Here is a 20,103-nt window from a genome sequence, read left to right as displayed (position 1 = left end):
TGGGGTTCATTCGGTCTTGATGCCGGCCGCGGCGATGGCTTTGGCCAGACGTTCGTTTTCGCCAAGAATGGCCTTGTTGTATTCGGCCGGCGTGCCGCCGATCGGGTCGATGCCGGCGTTGTTCAGCGTCGTCACCACGTCGGGCAGCTTCGCGATCTGCGCCATCTCGCTGCTGATGCGCTCGATGGCCTCGGCCGGCGTGCCCACGGCGGCCAGCACGCCCACGATGGGCGCGAAGTCGAAGCCGGGGATGATTTCGGCGATGGCCGGCACGTTCGGCGCCTGGGCCGAGCGCTGCGCGGCGTTGGTGGCGAGCAGCTTCACCTGGCCGCTCTTCACGAAACCCGACAGCGAGGGCAGGGCCGAGAACAACACGTCGACCTGGCCGCCGATCAGCGCCGGCACCGACTGCCCCGAGCCCTTGAACGGCACGTGGGTGAGCTCGATGCCGAGCGTGTGTTTCATGGCCTCCATGGTGAGGTGGTGCGTGCTGCCGATGCCGGACGAACCGTAGTTCAGCGCGCCGGGCTTGGCCTTGGCCAGCGCCACGAATTCCTGCAGCGTGTTGGCTGGCACCTTGGGATTGACCGCCAGGTACAGCGGTGCGCGCGCGGCCAGCGACACGGGCAGCAGGTCGCGCTTGTAGTCGTAGCCGAGGTTCTTGTACATCGCGGGGTTGATCGAGAACATCGAGCCGTCGGTGACCAGGAAGGTATACCCGTCGTGCGGCGCCGTGGCAATGGCCTGCGCCGCCACCACGCCGTTGGCGCCGGGCTTGTTGTCGACGACGACGGCCTGGCCCAGGCGTTCGCCCAGGCGCTGCGCGAAGATGCGGGCCACCGTGTCGGGCAGGCCACCGGCCGAATACGGCACGACAAAGCGGATCGCACGGTTCGGATAACCGGATGCGGCGCCCTGGGCCTGGGCCGGCAGGGCGATGAGGAAGCTGCTGGCGGCGAGCGCTGCGGCGGCGATGAGCGTGGTGCGACGGTTCATGGGGTTGTCTCTTCGTTGTGTTTGGGGACGCTCTCACACCTTCTCAGGCGGAGGTGGCCACCGGTGGTGGTACCGGCTGCGGCGACTCGGCGGGGGCGCCGGTGGAATAGGACGGCTCGAGTTCGGGCTCCTTGCCGTCCCAGACGTAGTGGGCCTTGTAGGCCCGCCAGTCGGTGGTCTTGGGCACGATCGCCTGAAACGCCACCACCTCGGCGGGGATGCGCGCGTCGCCGGTGCCGATGGCCGGGGCGCCGGCCTGGAAGGCCTTCACCGCCTCCAGCATCTGTTTCCTGAACTCGACCACGGCGATGTCGCTCGCGCCCAGGCGCTCGTGCGTGCGGTCGGCGATCGGGCCCATGGTCACCCACATGGCGATGTCCTGGTTCGGAAAGCCGGTGATGCCGGTGAAGTTGCCGGCCTTCATCGCGCCACGGTCCTGCCAGAACATGTTGGCGCGGCTGCGCAGCGGCACGTAGCCGGGCGCGAGGTCCACGCCGGGCTGCTGGCCCAGGAACTTGCGCCAGGTGGCGGTGTCCGGGGTCTGGTCCTTGTGTCCCCAGGCGATGAAGTAGAACGCCGTATTGGTGTCGTCCATCGGCACGTTGATGTTGGCTACGTTGTAGAGGTTGTTGGGTGGGATCAGCGCCGTGGCCGGCGCCACGAACACGGTCGAGCGCACGTAGTCGTTCGCGGCGGCGTTGGCGATGGGCCGCCGGATCGCCGCATAACGGAAGCCGTAGCCGCCGCGCTCCACCTGCATGCGCGGCGCCTTGTCGGTGGACGGGCGCAGCCAGGTCGTGTCGGTGGCCTCGGCGCCGGCCACGCGGGCCGGGACCATGTCCGACGAATGCAGGCTCGAACTGTGGGCCGAGTCGATCGCCCCCTCCAGGATCTGCGCCCAGTTGCAGGGGATCACGGCCTTGGCGATGGTGACCTGCGCGTCGGCCGTGGGCGCCCAGGCCGGCGGCACGAACGCCGGCTTTGTGTCCGCAGGCCCCATATAGGCCCAGACGAAGCCGCCCCATTCCTGCGTGGGATAGGCCAGGTGTTTCGTCTTCTGGGCCATGCCGCTGGCAGCGGGCTCGGACACCATCTCCACCACGTTGCCGTCCACGTCCATCTTCCAGCCGTGGTAGAGGCAGCGCAGGCCGCAGTTCTCGTTGCGCCCGAACACCAGCGACACGCGGCGGTGCGGGCAGTACTCGTCCATCACGCCGACGCGTCCGTTGGTGTCGCGGAACACCACCAGGTCTTCGCCGAAGACACGCGCCTTCACCGGCGTGCCGTCGGGTTCGCTCACCTCTTCGATCAGGCAGACAGGGGTCCAGTGGCGGCGCATGAGCTGGCCCATCGGGGCCTGGCCTTCGACGCGGCACAACAGTTCATTTTCCTCGGCAGTCAACATTTCGGGGCCTCCTGGGGCGGTGAGTTTCGGGTGGGGATCGGACAACCGGGCGGCGTTTGCAAGCCGGTTCGAAATCGCTTGCCAATTGCGCTTGGAACAATTATTCTTAGATGACTAAGATTATCCCGAATTTGACATTTGTCAAGAATTTCAACGGAGACACGAATGAGCGTTTACCCTGAGGATGGAGTACCGAACACGACCGTGGCGCCCGAACACGCCGCCGGCAGCGATCCCGATTTCTTCGAGGTGGAGGTGGTGCGCAAGGAAGCGGTGGCCCAGGGCATCTATCTCTTCGAGCTGCGCCGTCCCGACGGTGCGGCGCTGCCCGCCTTCACGGCCGGCTCGCACCTCACGGTGCAGGTGCCCGTCGGTGTGCGGCGCAACTACTCGCTGTGCAGCGACCCGGCCGACACCAGTCGCTACGAGATCGCGGTCAAACGTGACGAACGCGGCCGTGGCGGCTCGCTGAGCATGGCCGACGAGGTGCACGCGGGGCAGCGGCTGCTGGTGAGCGCGCCGCGCAACAACTTCGAGCTCGACGAACGCGCGAGCGATTTCATCTTCATCGCCGGTGGCATCGGCATCACGCCGATCCTGTCGATGATGCGGCAGCTGAAGCGGCTTGGCCGCGGCTTCCATCTCTACTACTGCACGCGCGACCCGGGCACGACCGCCTTCATGGCGCAGCTCGAGTCTGACTTCCCCGGCCAGGTGCAGATCCACCACGACCACGGCGACATGGCGCAGGCGCTCGACCTCTGGCCGATGTTCGAAAAGCCTGGAGCAGCCCATGTCTACTGCTGTGGACCGCGCGGGCTGATGGACAGCGTGGCCGACATGTCGGGCCACTGGCCATCGGGCACAGTGCACTTCGAGAGCTTCGGCGTGGACGCCAGCCTTCAGTCCGAGAACAAGCCCTTCCAGGTGCGCCTGGCCCGGACCGGCAAGACGCTGGAAGTGCCGGCCGAGCAGACCCTCCTCGAGGCCCTGCGCGCGCAAGGCCTGCGAGTGGCGAGTTCGTGCGAGAGCGGCACCTGCGGATCGTGCAAGACGCGGCTGCTCGCCGGCGAGGCCGAGCACCGCGACATGGTGCTTTCCATTGAGGAGAAGACCGACCACATCATGGTCTGCGTCTCGCGCGCAGTGTCCCCCGAACTGGTGCTGGACCTGTGATGGCCGGGGCACGAACCCTGCGCATCGGGGTGGCCGGCCTGGGCCGTGCATTCACGCTGATGCTGCCGACCTTTCTCGCCGACAGTCGCGTGCGCCTGGTCGCCGCCTGCGATCCCATCGCCAGCGCCCGGGCCCGGTTCGAGAGCGATTTCGGCATGCCGGCTTACACCACGGTCGAAACCCTGTGCGCCGATCCCGCCGTGGACTTGGTCTACGTGGCCACGCCGCACCAGTTCCACGCCGCGCACGTGGGCGTGGCGGCGGCCTTCGGCAAACACGCCATGGTGGAAAAGCCGATGGCGCTTTCGCTCGACGAATGCACGGCGATGATCGACGCCACCCGCAAGGCGGGCGTGCACCTCATCGTCGGCCACAGCCACAGCTTCAATACGCCGGTGCGGCGCACGCGGGAACTCATCGACAGCGGCGCTTACGGCGCGGTGAAGATGATCACGGCCCTGAATTTCACCGACTTCCTGTACCGCCCGCGCCGACCCGAAGAGCTCGTCACCGATGCCGGTGGCGGCGTCATCCACAGCCAGGCCACGCACCAGATCGACGTCGTGCGCCTGCTCGGCGGCGGCCTGGTGCAGAGCGTGCGCGCCCATACCGGCGCCTGGGACCCGCAACGCCCCACCGAGGGCGCCTACAGTGCACTGCTGGGCTTCGAGGGCGGCGCCTTCGCATCGGCCACCTACAGTGGCTACGGCCACTTCGATTCCGACGAGTTCATGGGCTATGTCGGTGAGATGGGGCAGGCCAAGAACCCGGCCGACCATGGTGCCGCGCGCAAGCGCCTGGCCACCGCCGCTTCGGCCGCGGAAGAAGCTGCGCTGAAGGCCGCGCGCAACTACGGCGGGGCGCTCTACCAGGCGCCTTCCGCACCGGCCGTGCCCTTGGCCCATCAGCACTTCGGCCCGTTGATCGTGGGCTGCGAAAAGGCGGACCTGCGACCCGTGGCCGATGGCATCCATGTCTATGCCGATGGCGAACGCAGCTTCCTGCCGCTGCCGCCTCCACCCGTGCCCCGGCAGGAGGTGATCGACGAGCTGATCGCCACCGTCGTCGATGGCCGACCGGCCAGCCACAGCGGCGAATGGGCGCGCGCCACCACGGCGGTCTGCCTGGCCGTCCTCGAGTCGGCGCGTAACGGCCGGGAGTGCCGGCCGGCGCACCAGGTCGGTCACAATCCGGCGTGATGAAAAACGACACCCAATCGATCATTCGCCACTGGCGCGAGGCCGTGCCCAACGACCGGCTGGCTCATCTGGTGCGCGATGCCGCGCGGGCCTTCCACAAGGCGCTGCAGGTGCGGCTGGCGGAGCATGGCGTGCCCTTCGGCCAGTGGACCTTCCTGCGCATCCTGTGGGAGGCCGACGGCCTCACGCAGAAGGAGCTCAGCGAACGCGCCGGCGTGATGGAGCCCACCACCTTCGCCGCGATGAAGGCCATGGAGGCGCAGGGCTACATCGAACGCCGCCAGTTGCCGACCAACAAGAAGAACATGTACGTGCACCTCACCGACGCGGGCCGTGCGCTCAAGGAAAAGCTGGTGCCGCTGGCCGAGGAAACCAACCACGTGAGCGTGAACGGCATTTCGCCGGCCGATGTGCGCACCACGCGGCGCGTGCTGCTGGCCATGATCGAAAACCTGGCGCAGGACGAACTGCTGCTGGACGCGCGGGATGCGCCGGTGGCGAAGGCTGGGCCACGAAGCCGGGCCAAGTCGCGTCCCTGAGCCGAAGCGAAGCGCCTGGCGCGGCGCCGAGGCGTTACAGCACCACGGCTTCGAGCAATTCGACCGGGTCGCCGTAGCGGCTGGCCAGTTCCACTACGCGGGCATCGCGCAGCGCGCACAGGAAACCGCGGTCCACCAGCAGCTTGTCGCCGGCGGTCACGGTCGCGTCCAGCGTGATCAGGTCCATGTGCACCGGCGGTTCTTCCCAATCGGGCATCACGCGGCGGATGTAGTCCGAGGGCTTGGCCAGGTCGATGCCGAAATGCATCGCACCGGGTGCATTCGAGCCTGCGGGGTAGACCGTGTGGCGCGGCGCCTTGGGATTGAAGCCGCAGCCGCCGCCTTCGATCATGCGACCTCCCACCAGCATCTCGCGCAGGATGCTGGCCTCCTCCGACTCGCCGTGCACCGCGCTGATGTATTCGCCTTCGAACACCACGCCGATTTTTTCCTCGAAGGGGCGCGCGAAGCCGACCGCCCACTGCGGATACAGCACGCCGGACATGTCCACCTTGACCCGCATGTCGTTCTTCACCGAGTTGTGGTCCCACAGGTTGGGGCCGTGCGTGGCCAGGTAGTGCACGTAGCAGCCGTCTTCCTCGGCCGTCATCTTGCCGCGCCAACGGTTGGTGGCGAGCTGGTTCTCGCGCATCTCGGGTGTGAAGCCGATGCGGAAGTCGCTGCCGCGCGTATCGGTGAAGCGCAGGTCGAAGGCCTCGCCCTTGGGGAAGCGCTCGGCGGTGGCGCGGATGATCTCGCCGATGACCTCGATCGGGAAGCGTGCCTGCGGTGTGTGCAGCAGGTCCAGGTCGCGGAAGTAGGTGATCTTCACCCAGCGCTGGCCTTCGCGGCGCAGCTGGATGCACAGCGGGTCCAGGATCGAGCAGAACCAGGTCGAGACCACGAAGCTGGCCTTCTTCAGCAGGCCGTGGATGGCCTCGGGGATTGCCGTCACCTGCGTGCTGGGCTCCATGTACACCCGCACCTGCGCGCCGCGCGAACGCGCGATGCCGATCACGGCGTCGATCACACGCGGGTCGAGCAAAGGATCGGCCAGGAACAGCACCTCGTCGCCGGGGCGGATCGCGAACACGCGCGAGAAGTTGTCCAGCGCCTGGAAGAAATATTTGGTCTGGGTCAGCGCGGGCGCCAGGGGCGGCGGCAGGCCGACGTAATGTTCGGGAGGGTTCATCACCAGGCTTTCTTATTCGATGGAGGCACCTGAGCGTTTGACGGCCTCGCCCCAGCGCACGATTTCGGACTTCACGAATTGGCCCAGTTCGGCCGGCGTGCCGGGCGCGGCTTCGGCGCCACGCTCGATCAGTTGCGCGCGCAGCTCGGGGTCGTTCACGGCCTTGCGGATGGCTTCGTTGAGCTGGGCCACGATGGTGGCCGGCGTGTGGGCCGGCGCGAAGACGGCGTCCCAGGCGCTCACGTCGAAGCCGGGCACGCCGGACTCGGCGATGGTCGGCACCTCGGGCATGGCCGGCACGCGTTTGGCCGTGGTGACGGCCAGCCCGCGCAGCTTGCCCGCGCGCACCTGGGGCGCGGTGCTCGGCATCACGTCGATCAGCAGGTCGACCTGCCCGCCGAGCAGGTCGGTCATGGCCGGGCCGCCGCCGCGGTAGGGAATGTGCACGATGGACAGGCCGGTGCGGCTCTTGAGGATTTCGCCAGCCAGGTGCGAGGTCGTGCCGTTGCCGGCCGACGCGAAGGTGTAGCGGCCCGGCGAGGCCTTGAGCAGCTTGAGCAGTTCCGGCATGGTGTTGGCCGGCAGGCCCGGGCGGACCACCACCATCGCGGCAATGCGCGTCAACTGGCTCACGGGTTCGAAATCGCGCACCGCGTCGAAGCCGCTGTTCCTGTAGAGCGTCTGGTTGATGGCGTGTGTGCCGTTCGTGCCGTACAGCAGGGTGTAGCCGTCGGCCGCCGCGCGCGTGGCGGTCTGCGAGCCGATGTTGCCGCCCGCGCCGGCCAGGTTCTCGATGACGATGGGCTGGCCGAGCTCCTTGGCGGCTCGTGTCATGACCAGGCGGGCCAGGGTGTCGCCGCCACCGCCAGGCGGAAAAGGCACGATCAGCTTGATGGGCTTGGCCGGATAGGTCTGCGCCAAGGCCAGCGGACTACGGGCCAGCATGGCCAATCCGCCCAGTGCCAGAAGGGTGCGGCGATCACGGCGCACCGTGGGAGCAAAAACGGACCGGGTCATGAAAACCTCGCGTGGTGTTGATCAGGCGCAAAGACAAATGCATGCATTTGATATTCTCGGTCGAGAAAATTCACGCATAAATCCGGGTAAACCCGTTTGAAGCATTAAAAATGCATGCATTTTTGGTTTGGATCGATTGCTCAGTCGCTCGCTAAACTGGGGCGCTTCCAAAGGACAACGCATGGCTTCCCAGATCGAGAGGGTGATCAACGAACTTCGCCGGCGCGTGCTTGCCGGTCAACTCGCGCCCGGGGAACGCCTGGTGGAAGTGCAGTACTCTGCGGAGCTCGGTGTTTCCCGCACGCCGCTGCGCATCGCGCTCGGAGAACTGGAGAAGGAAGGCCTGCTCGAACGGCTTCCGAAACGCGGCTTTCAGGTGCGGCGCTTCAGCATCGACGCGATCGCGCAGGCGGTGGACGTGCGCGGCGTCCTGGAAGGCATGGCGGCCCGCAGCGTGGCCGAGGCGGGCGCCAACGCGCACACCCTGCAGACCCTGGAAACCTGCGTGCGCGAGGGCGAGCTGGTGCTGCAGGAGGCGGCGGCGGGGGCCGGCATCGATGCCATGCGCTGGGTGGCCATGAACGCCCTGTTCCACCGCACGTTGGTCGTTGCGGCCGACAACGCCGCGCTCGCCACGGCCCTGGAGGCCGTGAGCCGCACGCCGATGGCCGGTGCCGGCGCCCTCGGGCTCAACGGCTCCCTGCCCCGGCTCGAGTACAAGCTGCTGCTGCGCGCCCAGCACGACCATGCCGACGTCCTGCATGCCATCGTGGCCCGGGAAGGCAGCCGCGCCGAGGCCATCATGCGCGAGCATGCCCGCCGAAGCCGCGACAACAAGCGCGAGATGATGCTGCGCCTGCAACAGGAGGGTGGACAAGGTCCGGCGGCCGACGACACCCCTAACGCAGCCTCCGACGGTGTGCCGGCCACGGCCGGCTGATCAGCGGTTCGTCGGCGCCGGCCTTGCGCCCTGGCCACCTGCTGCGGGCAAGGCGCCATCGCCCATCAACTCGGCGATGGTACGCCGCAGCCAGGCGTTGCCGGGGTCGGTGTGGAACCGCGCGTGCCAGTGCTGCTTGACGTCGTAGCGGGGCACGGGATGCGGCACGGGCAGCACGCGGACCTGCTCGCGCTGGGCCATGAGTTCACCGTAGAGCACGGGCACGGTGGCGATGAGTTCGGTCTCGGCCACGATGCGCGCCACGCCCAGGAAGCTGGGCACGCGCAGCACCACCTGGCGCGGCACGCCGGCACGCTCGAGCACCTTGTCGACGATGGCGTGGCCCGTGCCCGAGGAGCCGACGACGACATGGCCCTCGCGGCTGAAGGCGGCCTTGCTGAGCCTGGCGGCGATGCGCGGGTGGCCGGTCGCGACCAGGCACACGAAGTTCTGCGCGAACAGCACCTGCTGGTAGAAGCCCGCGTCGAGCTGCGGCATGAAGCCCACGGCCAGGTCCACATCGCCGTCCTGCAGGCGCCGCACGCTGTCGGTCGAGATCTTCTCGATGTCGACCTGGATGCCGGGCGCCACCCGGCGCAGGTGGTTGAGCAGGGTCGGCACCAGCACGATCTCGCTGATGTCGGTCATGCTGATGCGAAACGTGCGCCGCGCCTCGCCCGGCTCGAAACCGCCGTGGCTGGCGCGCGCCTGCTCCAGATGGGCCAGCACCGCGCGCAGCGAGGGCTGGATGGCCTGGGCATAGGGCGTGGGCAGCATGCCCCGTGCGGTGCGGCTGAAGAGCGCGTCCCCGAAATGCGCACGCAGCTTGATCAGCGCCGTGCTGGCCGCGGCCTGCGGCATGCCCAGCCGCTCGGCGGCCTTGGAGACGCTGGCCGTCTTGAACACCTCTTCGAACACAGTCAGCCATTCCAGATCGAGCTTGGCCACCGTCGGTCTCCTTCGTTGCGCGAGCCCATTATTGGAAATCGCGATACCGATTATCCGGTGGCGTGCTTGCCAACATAGTGGCTGGGGCCAAGAATACGTCGGCTAGCCGCATGGCCCCGGCGACATCCCGCGGCCTGCAACACCTTCCACAGGAGACAAATCCGATGCCCATCCAGTCACCCGCTGCCGACCTCGTCGATCGCCTGGTCTACGCCAACCGCATCCTCTACGACCAGAACATCGTCGACGGCCTGGGCCACGTCAGCGTGCGCCACGACAGCGTGCCCGGCGCCTTCCTGCTGTCGTGCAACCGCGCGCCGGGCATGGTGCGCCGCCAGGACATCACGGTCTACGACTACGACGGCAACACCCTGTCGGACCAGAAGGAGCGCCCCTACCTGGAGCGCTTCATCCATGGCGAGATCTACCGCGCCAGGCCCGACGTGGTGGCCGTGGTGCACAGCCATTCGCAGAGCGTGATTCCCTTCGCCATCACCAAGAATGCGCTGAAGCCCGTGTTCCACATGTCCGGCTTCCTGAGCGAAGGCTCGGCGCATTTCGAGATCCGCGAGGCCGGCGGCAACACCGACATGCTGATCCGCAGTTCCTACCTCGGCGAGGCGCTGGCCAGATCGCTCGGCCAGCACAGCTGCGTGTTGATGCGTGGCCATGGCTCCACCGTGGTCGGCACCTCGCTCGAGCAGGCGGTCTACCGCGCGATCTATGCCGAAGTCAACGCCAAGCTGCAGCTCGCGGCCAACGGCCTGGGCGAGATCACCTTCCTCAACAAGGAGGAGGCACAGCTTTCCTCCGACATGAACGACGGGCAGATCCCGCGCTCGTGGAACCTGTGGATCAAGCGGCTCGGCCAGGTCGATCTCGACCAATGACACCCATCAAGAGACATCCCATGCGAATCAAATCATCCTTCGGTGCGTTCTGCGCGGCCGCCTTGGTCATGGTCGGCGCCGCGGCGCAGGCCGACACCTATCCTTCCAAATCCGTGCGCATCGTCGTGCCTTACGCCACGGGCGGCGGCTCCGACATCCTCGCGCGCCAGATCGGCGCCGGCCTGCAGCAGATGTGGGGCCAGGGCGTGGTGGTGGACAACAAGGCCGGCGCCTCCGGCAACATCGGCAGCGCGGAAGTGGTGCGTGCGCCTGCCGACGGCTACACGCTCCTGCTGCAGAACAGCACCATGGTCACCAACCTCGGCGTGATGGGCAAGCTGCCCTACGACCCGGAAAAAGACCTCACGCCGATCATGCTGCTGGGCGTGACACCGATCGCCCTGGCCGCCCATCCTTCGCTCAACGTGGGCAACGTGAAGGAACTTATGGCCGCCTCCAAGGCCAAACCGGACGCGCTGAGCTACGGCTCCTGTGGCATCGGCACGCCGCAGCATTTCGTGATGGAGCTCGTCAAGCAGCAGACCGGCGTGGCCGCCGCGCACGCGGGCTACAAGGGTTGCGCACCCGCGGTGACCGACGTGCTCGGCGGGCAAATCCCGCTGGCCATCGTCAGTGCCAACCTGGTCGCGCCCTATGCGAAGAATGGGCGGCTGAAGGTGGTGGGCGTCTCCACCGCGCAGCGCTACGCCCAGTTGCCCGACACGCCCACCTTCGAGGAGCAGGGCTTGAAGCCGTTCGACTTCTCCATCTGGTTCGCGCTCATGGGCCCGAAGAACCTGCCGCCTGCCGTCGTCATGAAGCTGGTGGCCGACATCTCGACCATCCTGGCCCAACCCGCAGTGGTCGCCAACCTGTCCAACGCCGGCGTTGAACCTTACAGGGGCACGGGCGAGGACCTGGCGCGCCTCATCAAGGCCGACACCAAGCGCTACACCGACCTCGCCAAGAGCGCCAACATCAAGGCCGAGTAGCAGGCCGGCCAGAAGAGAGAAACGCCCCATGCAATTTCATCTGAACGGTTTCAGGCCGGGCAATCCCGAGATCCTGGAAGCCGCGGCCCAGCTTGGTCCGCGCACGGATGCGCTGCCCGAGGCGGTCGACGTGCTGATCGTCGGTTGCGGGCCGGCCGGCCTGACGCTGGCCGCCCAGCTGGCCGTCTTTCCGCACATCCGCACCTGCATCGTCGACCAGAAGGAAGGCCCGCTGCAACTGGGCCAGGCCGACGGCATCGCCTGCCGCACGATGGAGATGTTCGAGGCCTTCAGCTTCAGCGACCGGGTGCTGAAGGAGGCCTGCTGGATCAACGAAGTGACCTTCTGGAAGCCGGACGAGCGGCAGCCGGAGCACATCGTGCGCCACGGGCGGGTGCAGGACACGGAGGACGGCTTGTCGGAGTTCCCGCACGTGGTCCTGAACCAGGCGCGGGTGCACGACTTCTATCTCGAGTTCATGCGCAACGCGCCGACGCGGCTGGAGCCGCACTACCACCGCAGCTTCCTGGACCTGACCATCGATCCGGGCGCGACGGACCACCCTGTCACGGCGCGCCTGACGCGCACCGACGCGGGCCATGCCGGCCAGGTCGAGACCATCAAGGCGCGTTATGTGGTGGGCTGCGACGGCGCGCGCAGCGGCGTGCGCAAGGCCATCGGCCGCACCCTGGTCGGCGATTCCGCCAACCACGCCTGGGGCGTGATGGACATGCTCGCGGTGACCGATTTCCCCGACATCCGCTTCAAGGTGGCCGTCCAGTCGGCCAACGGCAACCTGCTGGTCATTCCGCGCGAGGGCGGCTACCTGGTGCGCTGCTATGTCGAGATGGACAAGCTCGGCGAAGAGGAGCGTGTGGCCGAGCGCGGCATCACGCTCGAGCAGCTGATCGCCGCGGCGCAGCGCATCTTCCATCCCTACAAGCTCGATGTGAAGGAAGTCCCATGGTGGTCGGTGTACGAGATCGGCCAGCGCATCTGCGACAAGTACGACGAGGTCCCCGCGCATGAAGCCGGTACGCGGCTGCCGCATGTGTTCATCGCCGGCGACGCGTGCCATACGCACAGCCCCAAGGCCGGGCAAGGGATGAATTTCTCGATGCAGGACACCTTCAACCTCGGGTGGAAGCTGGCGGCCGTGCTCTCCGGGCAGTGCGGGCCGGAACTGCTGCGGACCTATTCGGAAGAGCGGCAGGTCGTCGCCCAGGAACTGATCGACTTCGACCGCGAGTGGGCGAAGATGTTCAGCGACCGGCTGCAGAAGGATGCCGATGGCGCCTCCCATGGCGTGGACCCCAAGGCCTTCCAGGAATACTTCGAACGCCACGGGCGCTTCACCGCCGGCATGGGCACGCACTACCGGCCCTCGCCCATCCGCGGCCCCGACACCCACCAGGCGCTCGCGACGGGCTTCGTGGTCGGCACCCGCTTCCATTCGGCGCCGGTGCTGCGCGCGTTCGACGCCCGGCCCGTCGAGCTCGGGCATGTGGCGAAGGCGGACGGCCGCTGGCGCCTCTACGCCTTCGCGGCCGCGGCGGATGGCCGGGGCGACGCGGGCCCGCGACTCGGCGAGTTGTGCCGGTTTCTCGATGAGTCTCCGGCGTCGCCGGTGCGCAGGTACACGCGGGCGAGGCAGGACGTCGATGCCGTGTTCGACCTCCGCGCGATCTTCCAGCAGGGGCACCGCGAGCTGGACGTCACGTCCTGGCCGCCGCTACTGCTGCCGCGCAAGGGGCGCTACGGCCTGCAGGACCACGAGAAGGTCTTCTGCGCGCATGCAAGGGCCGATGCCGACATCTTTGCGTTGCGCGGCATCGACCGCGCGCTAGGCGCGCTGGTGGTGGTGCGCCCCGACCAGTACATCGCGCACGTGTTGCCGCTGGACGCGCACCAGGCGCTGGCCGACTTCTTCGCCGGCATCATGCGGGCGGATGCGGCGCGCTAGTTCAGTCTGCCATGCGTCCTACAGGGTGGAGGCATCCCGCAACACCGTGGGCTTGTAGACGACACGAATCGAACACATCGCCGCGCTGACCTGCAGGTGCGCCGAGACATCGGCGTCGCCCACGGTGCCGAACGCGTCCACGCCGGTCGACGCAAAGCCGGTCACCCCGCCACCGTATTGCAGGCCGGTGGCGTGGACCACGGCGCTGAACTCATCCTGCTGCGCGCATGGCTGGCTCGTGTCGATGCGCAGTTGTTCGATGCGCTGCACGCGCTGGCCCTGCATGAAGAAGGTGGTCTCGAAAGGCAGGCCAGCGATCTGGCGATCGTCCAGCCGCCACTGCCCGCGCAGGCCGTGCGGTGCTACCACCGGGCGTGCCACACGTTGCAGCGTCGGATAGGCCGCCTGCAACTCCGCGAGGGTCATGCCGAGTGCGGCGGCGTCCGCTGCGGGCTGCGCACGCGCCATCGACCAGGCGGTCGTAGCGGACAGGAAAACAGCCAGCGCGCAGGCGCCGGCCGATGTCGATCGAAGCATCAAGTCGTTGTGGGCCAACGCCCGTGGAAGGAAAGCGCGGAATGATAAGCCGCCGACTTTCCCGACCCGGGCGCAGGGATGTTCGGCTACATGAAGTGGTAGCGCAGCCCGACGTTGAACTGGTTGACCGCGCTGCGGCCTGTGTCGGCATCGCCCACGTGGTTGAAGCGGTTGTATTCGACCACCGTGTCCACGTTCTTGTTGATCGCGTAGCTCAGCCCGGCACCGAGCACGAGCGAGGTGTTGTGGCCGGAGTTCGACAGGGCCGTGCTGCCGCCCGCGGTCGAGGCCAGATCGAACTTGGTGTGGAACTGCTCCACGCCGACACGGCCGTAGACCGAGAAGTTCTGGTCGATGGGTACGATGCCGACGGCATGCAGGCCCAGGCCGTCGGCCTTCCAGTGGCCGCTGGCGGTGTCGGCGGTCGGCGACGAGATGTTCGAGTTCACGTCGTGCGAGGAGAGGTGGTCGTAGCTGGCCTCCACCGCGAAGTTTGGCGTGAGCTTGTAGCCCAGCCGCAGGCTCGGGTCGGTGCTCGATTTGTCGGCCGAGCTGTTGGCGGCGATGCCCTGGCTGGCCAGGCCGGAATCGATCTTGCCGCCCAGGTCGGAGGCGCGGTTCATCGAGATGTTGCCGCCGATGTAGAGGTCGGGCGCGTCCGGGCCGGCGGCGAAGGCCGCGGGGGCGAAAGCACCGAGGCCGAGGGTCAGGATACCTGCTGAGGAGATCACCCAGCTCAGTTTCTTCGTCATGAAAAGCTCCTTGCGCGGTTCGCGCAGATGGGACGCGCCGATGAAGCGACATGGGGTTCATCGCCGCGCCATTCCGGTCGGCGCTGGCCGGGGTTCGACCGAAGAAATCAACCGGTCTTTACAGACGATGCCGCAAAGCCGCCAGCGCCCCGCCATTACAGGAGCGCTGCGCGAAGCCGGGGTAGCGCGGCGGTAAAGCGGCCGTAAAGAGCGCCACGGCGTGTATCGCCCGAGGCGACGGCCGCCCGCCGCCCGCGTCAGCCGGCTGCGGCGACGACGATGATCTCGATCAGCAGGTTGGGCGCGGCCAGCTTGGCTTCGCAGGTGGCGCGGGCGGGGCTGCCGCTGGCGGGCACCCAGGCTTCCCAGACGGCGTTCATCGCAGCGAAGTCGGCGTCGATGTCCTTGAGCCAGATCTGCGCGCTCAGGATGCGCTCCTTGCTGCTGCCGACGCTGGCCAGCCGCGCATCGATGGTGTCGAGCACGCTTTTCGTCTGCACGGTGATGTCGCCGTCGCGCACGGCGGAGGTGATGCCGGCCAGATGCACAAGGCCGTTGTGCACCACGGCACGGGAGAGACGAGGGGTGGATTCGTAACGTTGGATGTCGGACATCGAATGGTCTTTCTGGGTGGTTGGTGAAAAGGAAAGGAGCGGCTGCGGCGCGCGGCTCAATGCAGGTGCGCGGTGGCGAAACGGTCCACGGCGAAAGGTGCGATCGGCAGGCTGCTGGATCCGTCGAGCACCAGCTCGGAGACGATCTGCCCGCCGATGGGTCCGAGCTCGAAGCCGTGGGCCGAGAAGCCGAACGCATGCACCAGCTGCGGTGCGTGGCGGCTCGGGCCGATGACGGGAATGTCGTCGGGCATGAAGGCCTCGACGCCGGCCCAGGCGCGCACGATGTTGATCGGGCCGAGATGCGGGAACAGGTCGGTAACAGTCTGCGCGCTCGACGAGAGCTTCATGAAATCGACCTCGCCGTGGCGGCGCACCACGTCGGCGCCGCAGCGCAGGCCGCCGCCGATGAGCACCGTGCCATTGGCGAATTGCTTGAAGGACAGCGGCCTGCCCGCAGCCCCCAGCACCGGGTCGACGAAGTGCGGCACACGCTGCGTGATCATCAACATCAGGCCGCCTGGCTGCATCGGCACCACGTCGCCCGCCTGCGCGGCGAAGTCGCCCGACCACGCGCCGGCCGCGTTCACCAGCCACGGTGCGACAAAGCTACCCCGATGGGTGGTGACTTTCCACCGGTCGCCGATGCGTTCGATGGTCTGCGCCGGTGTGGCTTCATGGAACTGTGCGCCCAGGCGCTGCGCCGCATGGCGGAACGCGGTGACGGCGCGGTAGGGCACGGCATGGCCGTCGTCCCGGACCCAGATGCCGCCGACCACATGGTGCGCCAGGCGCGGCGCGATCTCGCGCACCTGCTGGGCATCGACGATGACCTCGTGCGTGAAGCCGAGCGCGTGGAGTTCGGCCACGCGGTGGCGCAGCTTGTCCAGCTCCTGGGGTGTCTCCGCGATCTGCAGCTGGCCGCTGGCGACGAAGCTCGCATCGGCGGCGAGGTCCGCGCCGAGGAGTTCGGGCAGGTCGTGCCACAGGCCCAGCGAGGCGCGCGCCAGCGGCACTTCGGCGAAGTGGCGGCCCAGCGTGCGCACGCCGCCCGCGTTCACGCCGGAGGCATGGCGCGCGCAATACTCCGACTCCAGCAGCGTCACCTTCGCGCCGCGGCGTGCCAGGTGGAACGCGCTCGAGGTGCCGTGGAAACCGCCGCCGATGACGATGACATCGCTGCCCCGCGGCAAGCCTGCGTTGTCAGGCTTCACGCGCCAGTTCTCCGAGCGTGATCGGCTTGATCGGCGGGCGGATGCGGAAGTAGCCGATCTGCTCCGGCGTCATGCCACGCGCGTCGGCGATGACTTCGGTCACCGTCAGGCCGCATTGCCGGCCCTGGCACGGGCCCATGCCGCAACGGCCGAAGCTCTTGGCCTGGTTGGGGCCGGTGCAGCCCAGTTCGACATAGCTGCGGATGTCACCGGCGGTGACCTCCTCGCAGCGGCAGACGATGGTGCCATCGGCCGGAATGCGGTTGGCCTTTTTCGGCCGGTACAGCGCGTCGAGGAAGGGGCGGATGAACAGGTGTTCACGCATCTCGGCCTGCAGCGGTGCGGCAAGACCGTCGCGCGTCGCGGCGGCGAGCTTGCCGTTCTGCGTGACGGCCGCCAGGCCAGCGAGCTCGCCCTGCAGCGCGGCCACGCGGGCGCCACCGATGCCGCCGCTGTCCCCCGCGACGAAGATGCCCGGCACGTCGAGTTCACCCCAGGCATCGGTCACGGGCGACCAGCACAGCTGGGCCTCGTCCCACGCGTGTTTGGCACGCAGCGACCAGGAGAATTGCGTGTTCGGCACCACGCCCTGGTGCAGCAGCACGAGCGGACTGTCCACCGTGCGCAGCGTGCCGCCGCTGACGAAGCCCAGGCCGCTGGCCTGGCCAACGCCTAGCACGTGCAGTTCGGTCGCGCCCTTGTAGAACGGTACCTTGGCCTGCTTCAGCGCGGCCATCAGCGACAGGCCCTTCTTGAGGTAACGCCAGCCGGCCAGCGCGCCGCCCGCATGGCGGATGGCACGGCGGTAGTCGCTGCCGTCGGTGGTATCCACGATGGCCGCGATCGGCACGCCGGCGCGCACGTACTGCCAGCCGAGCAGGTAGAGCAACGGGCCGCAGCCGGCCAGCACTACAGGCTGCGTCGGCGCCATGCCCGAGCCCTTGAGCAGGATCTGCGCGGCGCCGGCCGTCAACACGCCAGGCAGCGTCCAGCCTGGGATCGGGAACGGCCGCTCCATGGCGCCGGTGCACAGCAGCACGCGGTCGGCCTGCAGCGAGCGCACGCCGCCGCCCTGCAGGTAATGCACCTGGCGCTCGGCGGTGACCTGCCAGACCGCGGCGCCGGTGATGTGGCGCGCGCCGCTGGCGGCGAAGTCCTTCGCGAGCGATGCGCCCGCGCCGTAGTCGGGGCCGAGCACGTCCAGGCGCTGGGTGGGTGCGGTGGTGATGCCGCGGTAGATCTGGCCACCGGCGGCGGCCTGCTCATCGAGCAGCACGACGCTGGCGCCGTGCCGTCGCGCCGCGATGGCCGCGGCCATGCCGGCCGGGCCGGCGCCGACGATGGCGATGTCCACCGTTTCAGCCGGCCGGCCGGCGGCCGCCGGGGGCGATGCTTCAAAGGCCATGGGGTGCCTCCATGGCCTGGGCGAGTGCAACCGCCGGGTCCTTGGATTCCGCAAGCAGGTCGCGCATGCCGTCCTGCGTGCGGATGGCCATGCCGGCCTCCAGCGCCACCAGGCAGCCCTGGCGGTTCGGTACGCCGTCGATCTCCAGCAGGCATTCGAAGCACACGCCCATCATGCAGTACGGTGCGCGGCCTTCGCCGGAGACCGGTGAATTGCGGAAGCGTTGCACGCCTGCGCTCAGCAGCGCGGCCGCCACGCTGGTGCCGGAAGGCAACTGCAGCGGTGCGCCGTTGAGGGTGACGGAGACCGTCTTGGCGGTGCTGGCGCCGGCCTGGGCCAGCGGTCGGAACAAGGAATCAGTGGGCATGGGCGGGGCGGTAGTTGGGGTTCAAAAAACGGTCGCCCTGGAAGACGCCGATCTCTTCGGGCCGCGGCGCGCCGGCGACCCAGGGTGCGACGCGGAAGGCGTGGGCCGCGGCCAGCGTCACACCGCTGTGGCAGGTGGTGACGAAGGCGCCGGGGTGCTTCGGCGACTCCTGGTAGATCGGGAAGCCGTCGGGGCTCATGACACGCAGCGCGCCCCAGGCGCGCACCAACCGCAGGCCGGCCAGGACCGGGAAGGTGCGCACGCCGCGCCGGGCGATGTTGGCCAGCACGTCGGTCGTGACGTTGTCGTTGAAGCCGACCTCTTCCATCGAGTCGCCGAGCTGGATCGTGCCCTCGTCGGTCTGGCGCACGTTGAGCGTGGGGTAGTCGAGGAAGCGGCTCGTGCGCTCGCCGATCAACACCTGGCCCCGGTTGGGCACCACGGGTGCATGCAGGCCCAGCATCTCCGCCAGGCCCCGGTTGCCAAGGCCCGCGGCCAGCACCACGCGCGGGGCCTGCCAGCGGCCTTCCACGGTGAAGAGGCTGCCGCCTGCACGGGGCTCGGCCTGGACCTGCTTCACCGGCTGGCCACTGACGTAATGGACGCCACGCTTCAGGTTGGCCGCATGCAGGGCGCGCAGCAGCTTCAGCGGGTTGGTGTGGCCGTCCATCGGCGTGTAGCTCGCACCGGTCACGGCGGGGCCGAGGGCGGGCACGCGGGCGATCACGTCCTGGCGGTCGAGCATCTCGAACGGATAGTCGCCACCAAGTTCGTCCTGGATGGCCTGCATGCGTTGGCGGCGGTCCTCCTTTTCCTCATCGGAGAAGGTGAAGCAGAAGCCACCGGGTTGCTGCAGATGGACATCGACGCCGGTGTCGTCCAGCAGCGCTTGCGCGAGCCGCGGCCAGAGACCGGAGGACGAGCGTGTCCAGCTGGCATAAGGTGTCATGCCGAAGCCCTTGCCCTGCACCCAGACGAGGCCGAAGTTGCCGCGCGAGGCGCGGAAAGCCTGGTCGCCTTCGTCGAGCAGGGTGACTTTCACGCCCTGGCGTGCGAGGCCGTAGGACACGGCGCTGCCGACCAGGCCGCCGCCGATGACGATGACGTCGCTGGTATTGGAGTTGGTGTGGTTCATTCTTGCGGGGTTCAGTTCTTGCCGATCAGCACGCGGTCCAGGCCGACGAGGCGGTCCATGATGAGCATCACAGCCAGCGTGCCGACGATGAGCACCGTGGCCACGGCGGCGACCAGCGGATCGATGGTCTGGGCGATCTGGTTGTACATGGCCACCGGCAGGGTGGTGGTGCCCGGCGTGGCGACGAAGACGGTCATGGTGAGCTCGTCGAAACTCTGGATGAACGCCAGCATCCAGCCGCCGGCCACGCCAGGCAGGATGAGCGGCAGCACCACGCGCCGGAATGCCGTGAAGCGCGAGGCACCCAGCGACAATGCGGCCCGCTCGGCATCGCGGTCCAGCCCGGTCGCCGACGACAGCACCAGGCGCAATGCGTAGGGAATGATCACGATGACGTGGGTCGCGGCCAGCCAGATGAAGGAGCCGGTGACGTTGATCGTCGTGAAGAACCGCAGGAAGGCTACGCCCAGCACCACGTGCGGAATCATCAGCGGCGACATGAAGAAGCCCATCAGCACGCCGCGGCCGGGAAACTTGTAGCGGGTCAGCGCCAGGGCGCCCGGCACGGCCAGCAGGACGGCGATGCTCGCCGAGGCCAGGCCGAGCCACAGCGAGAACCAGAAGGCGCGGATGATCTCGGTGGACTCGAGGATGGCACGGAACCAGCGCAGCGAGAAACCTTCGGCGAAGGGCATCGAGATGAAGCCCTTGCTGGTGAAGGAGACCAGCACCACCACCACCAGCGGCGCGATGATGAAGCCGATGAAGATGGCGTGGTAGAGCAGCGAGAAGAAACCGTTCTTGCGCATGGGAAGTCCTTTG

General features: G+C 68.0%; 20 protein-coding genes. 7 read left to right on the top strand and 13 right to left on the bottom strand.

The window, feature by feature from the left end; all coding sequences use genetic code 11:
* Positions 1 to 6: 6 nt before the first annotated feature.
* Entirely contained in the window at positions 7 to 996 is a 990-nt protein-coding gene (locus tag RD110_RS25745; RefSeq protein WP_076203636.1) for a Bug family tripartite tricarboxylate transporter substrate binding protein, read from the bottom strand.
* A 43-nt stretch (positions 997 to 1,039) separates the two neighbouring features.
* The gene (locus RD110_RS25740; protein ID WP_076203633.1) at positions 1,040 to 2,401 is read right to left on the bottom strand and encodes a Rieske 2Fe-2S domain-containing protein; all 1,362 of its coding nucleotides are present in this window, start codon (positions 2,399 to 2,401) and stop codon (positions 1,040 to 1,042) included.
* 165 nt (positions 2,402 to 2,566) lie between these two features.
* Here RD110_RS25740 and RD110_RS25735 point away from each other — a divergent pair, with 165 nt between their 5' ends.
* Genes RD110_RS25735 through RD110_RS25725 form a run of 3 tightly spaced genes read left to right on the top strand, consistent with a single transcriptional unit; the run spans position 2,567 to position 5,315 of the window.
* Positions 2,567 to 3,577, top strand: a complete 1,011-nt coding sequence (locus tag RD110_RS25735; RefSeq protein WP_083686594.1) for a PDR/VanB family oxidoreductase — start codon at positions 2,567 to 2,569, stop codon at positions 3,575 to 3,577.
* Entirely contained in the window at positions 3,577 to 4,776 is a 1,200-nt protein-coding gene (locus RD110_RS25730; protein ID WP_076203631.1) for a Gfo/Idh/MocA family protein, read from the top strand. Before RD110_RS25735 ends, RD110_RS25730 begins: the two co-directional genes overlap by 1 nt.
* A complete protein-coding gene (locus RD110_RS25725) occupies positions 4,776 to 5,315 on the top strand; it encodes a MarR family winged helix-turn-helix transcriptional regulator (protein WP_076203628.1) in 540 nt (179 codons plus the stop codon). Before RD110_RS25730 ends, RD110_RS25725 begins: the two co-directional genes overlap by 1 nt.
* Before the next feature lie 34 nt (positions 5,316 to 5,349).
* On the opposite strand, the gene RD110_RS25720 is transcribed toward RD110_RS25725, so the two are convergent.
* Together RD110_RS25720 and RD110_RS25715 are read right to left on the bottom strand one after the other, a co-directional pair.
* A complete protein-coding gene (locus RD110_RS25720; RefSeq protein ID WP_076203625.1) occupies positions 5,350 to 6,507 on the bottom strand; it encodes a hypothetical protein in 1,158 nt (385 codons plus the stop codon).
* A gap of 12 nt (positions 6,508 to 6,519) precedes the next feature.
* Positions 6,520 to 7,524: a Bug family tripartite tricarboxylate transporter substrate binding protein gene (locus RD110_RS25715; protein ID WP_076203623.1), complete on the bottom strand. Its 1,005-nt coding sequence runs from the start codon at positions 7,522 to 7,524 to the stop codon at positions 6,520 to 6,522.
* Positions 7,525 to 7,705: 181 nt separating this feature from the next.
* Here RD110_RS25715 and RD110_RS25710 point away from each other — a divergent pair, with 181 nt between their 5' ends.
* The gene (locus tag RD110_RS25710; RefSeq protein ID WP_076203620.1) at positions 7,706 to 8,464 is read left to right on the top strand and encodes a GntR family transcriptional regulator; all 759 of its coding nucleotides are present in this window, start codon (positions 7,706 to 7,708) and stop codon (positions 8,462 to 8,464) included.
* Here RD110_RS25710 and RD110_RS25705 read toward each other — a convergent pair whose 3' ends face one another.
* On the bottom strand, positions 8,465 to 9,412 hold the full coding sequence (locus RD110_RS25705; protein WP_076203618.1) for a LysR family transcriptional regulator: 948 nt from the start codon (positions 9,410 to 9,412) through the stop codon (positions 8,465 to 8,467).
* Positions 9,413 to 9,576: 164 nt separating this feature from the next.
* Here RD110_RS25705 and RD110_RS25700 point away from each other — a divergent pair, with 164 nt between their 5' ends.
* Genes RD110_RS25700 through RD110_RS25690 form a run of 3 tightly spaced genes read left to right on the top strand, consistent with a single transcriptional unit; the run spans position 9,577 to position 13,257 of the window.
* The gene (locus RD110_RS25700) at positions 9,577 to 10,302 is read left to right on the top strand and encodes a class II aldolase/adducin family protein (RefSeq protein WP_076203615.1); all 726 of its coding nucleotides are present in this window, start codon (positions 9,577 to 9,579) and stop codon (positions 10,300 to 10,302) included.
* Positions 10,303 to 10,322: 20 nt separating this feature from the next.
* Entirely contained in the window at positions 10,323 to 11,294 is a 972-nt protein-coding gene (locus RD110_RS25695; protein WP_076203612.1) for a Bug family tripartite tricarboxylate transporter substrate binding protein, read from the top strand.
* A 28-nt stretch (positions 11,295 to 11,322) separates the two neighbouring features.
* Positions 11,323 to 13,257 (top strand): FAD-binding monooxygenase, encoded by a 1,935-nt coding sequence (locus RD110_RS25690; RefSeq protein WP_076203609.1) that lies wholly within the window; start codon positions 11,323 to 11,325, stop codon positions 13,255 to 13,257.
* Positions 13,258 to 13,275: 18 nt separating this feature from the next.
* Here the strand turns inward: RD110_RS25690 and RD110_RS25685 are convergent, their stop codons facing one another.
* The 8 genes from RD110_RS25685 to RD110_RS25650 all read right to left on the bottom strand — a co-directional run bounded on the left by RD110_RS25685 (position 13,276) and on the right by RD110_RS25650 (position 20,090).
* Positions 13,276 to 13,794, bottom strand: coding sequence for a hypothetical protein (locus RD110_RS25685; RefSeq protein ID WP_157900330.1), 519 nt, complete (start codon positions 13,792 to 13,794; stop codon positions 13,276 to 13,278).
* 86 nt (positions 13,795 to 13,880) lie between these two features.
* Positions 13,881 to 14,546 carry an outer membrane beta-barrel protein gene (locus RD110_RS25680; protein ID WP_076203603.1) on the bottom strand — a complete coding sequence of 222 codons (666 nt, stop codon included), beginning with the start codon at positions 14,544 to 14,546 and terminating at the stop codon, positions 13,881 to 13,883.
* A 257-nt stretch (positions 14,547 to 14,803) separates the two neighbouring features.
* Positions 14,804 to 15,160: a RidA family protein gene (locus RD110_RS25675; protein WP_076203601.1), complete on the bottom strand. Its 357-nt coding sequence runs from the start codon at positions 15,158 to 15,160 to the stop codon at positions 14,804 to 14,806.
* A gap of 56 nt (positions 15,161 to 15,216) precedes the next feature.
* Positions 15,217 to 16,374 carry an NAD(P)/FAD-dependent oxidoreductase gene (locus RD110_RS25670; protein WP_076203598.1) on the bottom strand — a complete coding sequence of 386 codons (1,158 nt, stop codon included), beginning with the start codon at positions 16,372 to 16,374 and terminating at the stop codon, positions 15,217 to 15,219.
* Complete coding sequence (locus tag RD110_RS25665) at positions 16,364 to 17,779, bottom strand: FAD/NAD(P)-dependent oxidoreductase (protein ID WP_076203596.1); 1,416 nt, start codon at positions 17,777 to 17,779, stop codon at positions 16,364 to 16,366. The genes RD110_RS25670 and RD110_RS25665 overlap by 11 nt, the downstream gene beginning before the upstream one ends.
* Complete coding sequence (locus RD110_RS25660; protein WP_076203593.1) at positions 17,769 to 18,146, bottom strand: (2Fe-2S)-binding protein; 378 nt, start codon at positions 18,144 to 18,146, stop codon at positions 17,769 to 17,771. Before RD110_RS25660 ends, RD110_RS25665 begins: the two co-directional genes overlap by 11 nt.
* Positions 18,136 to 19,281, bottom strand: a complete 1,146-nt coding sequence (locus RD110_RS25655; RefSeq protein ID WP_076203590.1) for an NAD(P)/FAD-dependent oxidoreductase — start codon at positions 19,279 to 19,281, stop codon at positions 18,136 to 18,138. The genes RD110_RS25660 and RD110_RS25655 overlap by 11 nt, the downstream gene beginning before the upstream one ends.
* Before the next feature lie 11 nt (positions 19,282 to 19,292).
* On the bottom strand, positions 19,293 to 20,090 hold the full coding sequence (locus tag RD110_RS25650) for an ABC transporter permease (protein WP_076203588.1): 798 nt from the start codon (positions 20,088 to 20,090) through the stop codon (positions 19,293 to 19,295).
* Positions 20,091 to 20,103: the final 13 nt, after the last annotated feature.

This window comes from Rhodoferax koreense (genome assembly GCF_001955695.1).
Classification (GTDB): domain Bacteria; phylum Pseudomonadota; class Gammaproteobacteria; order Burkholderiales; family Burkholderiaceae_C; genus Rhodoferax_B; species Rhodoferax_B koreensis.
This window is presented reverse-complemented; position numbering and strand designations above follow the sequence as displayed.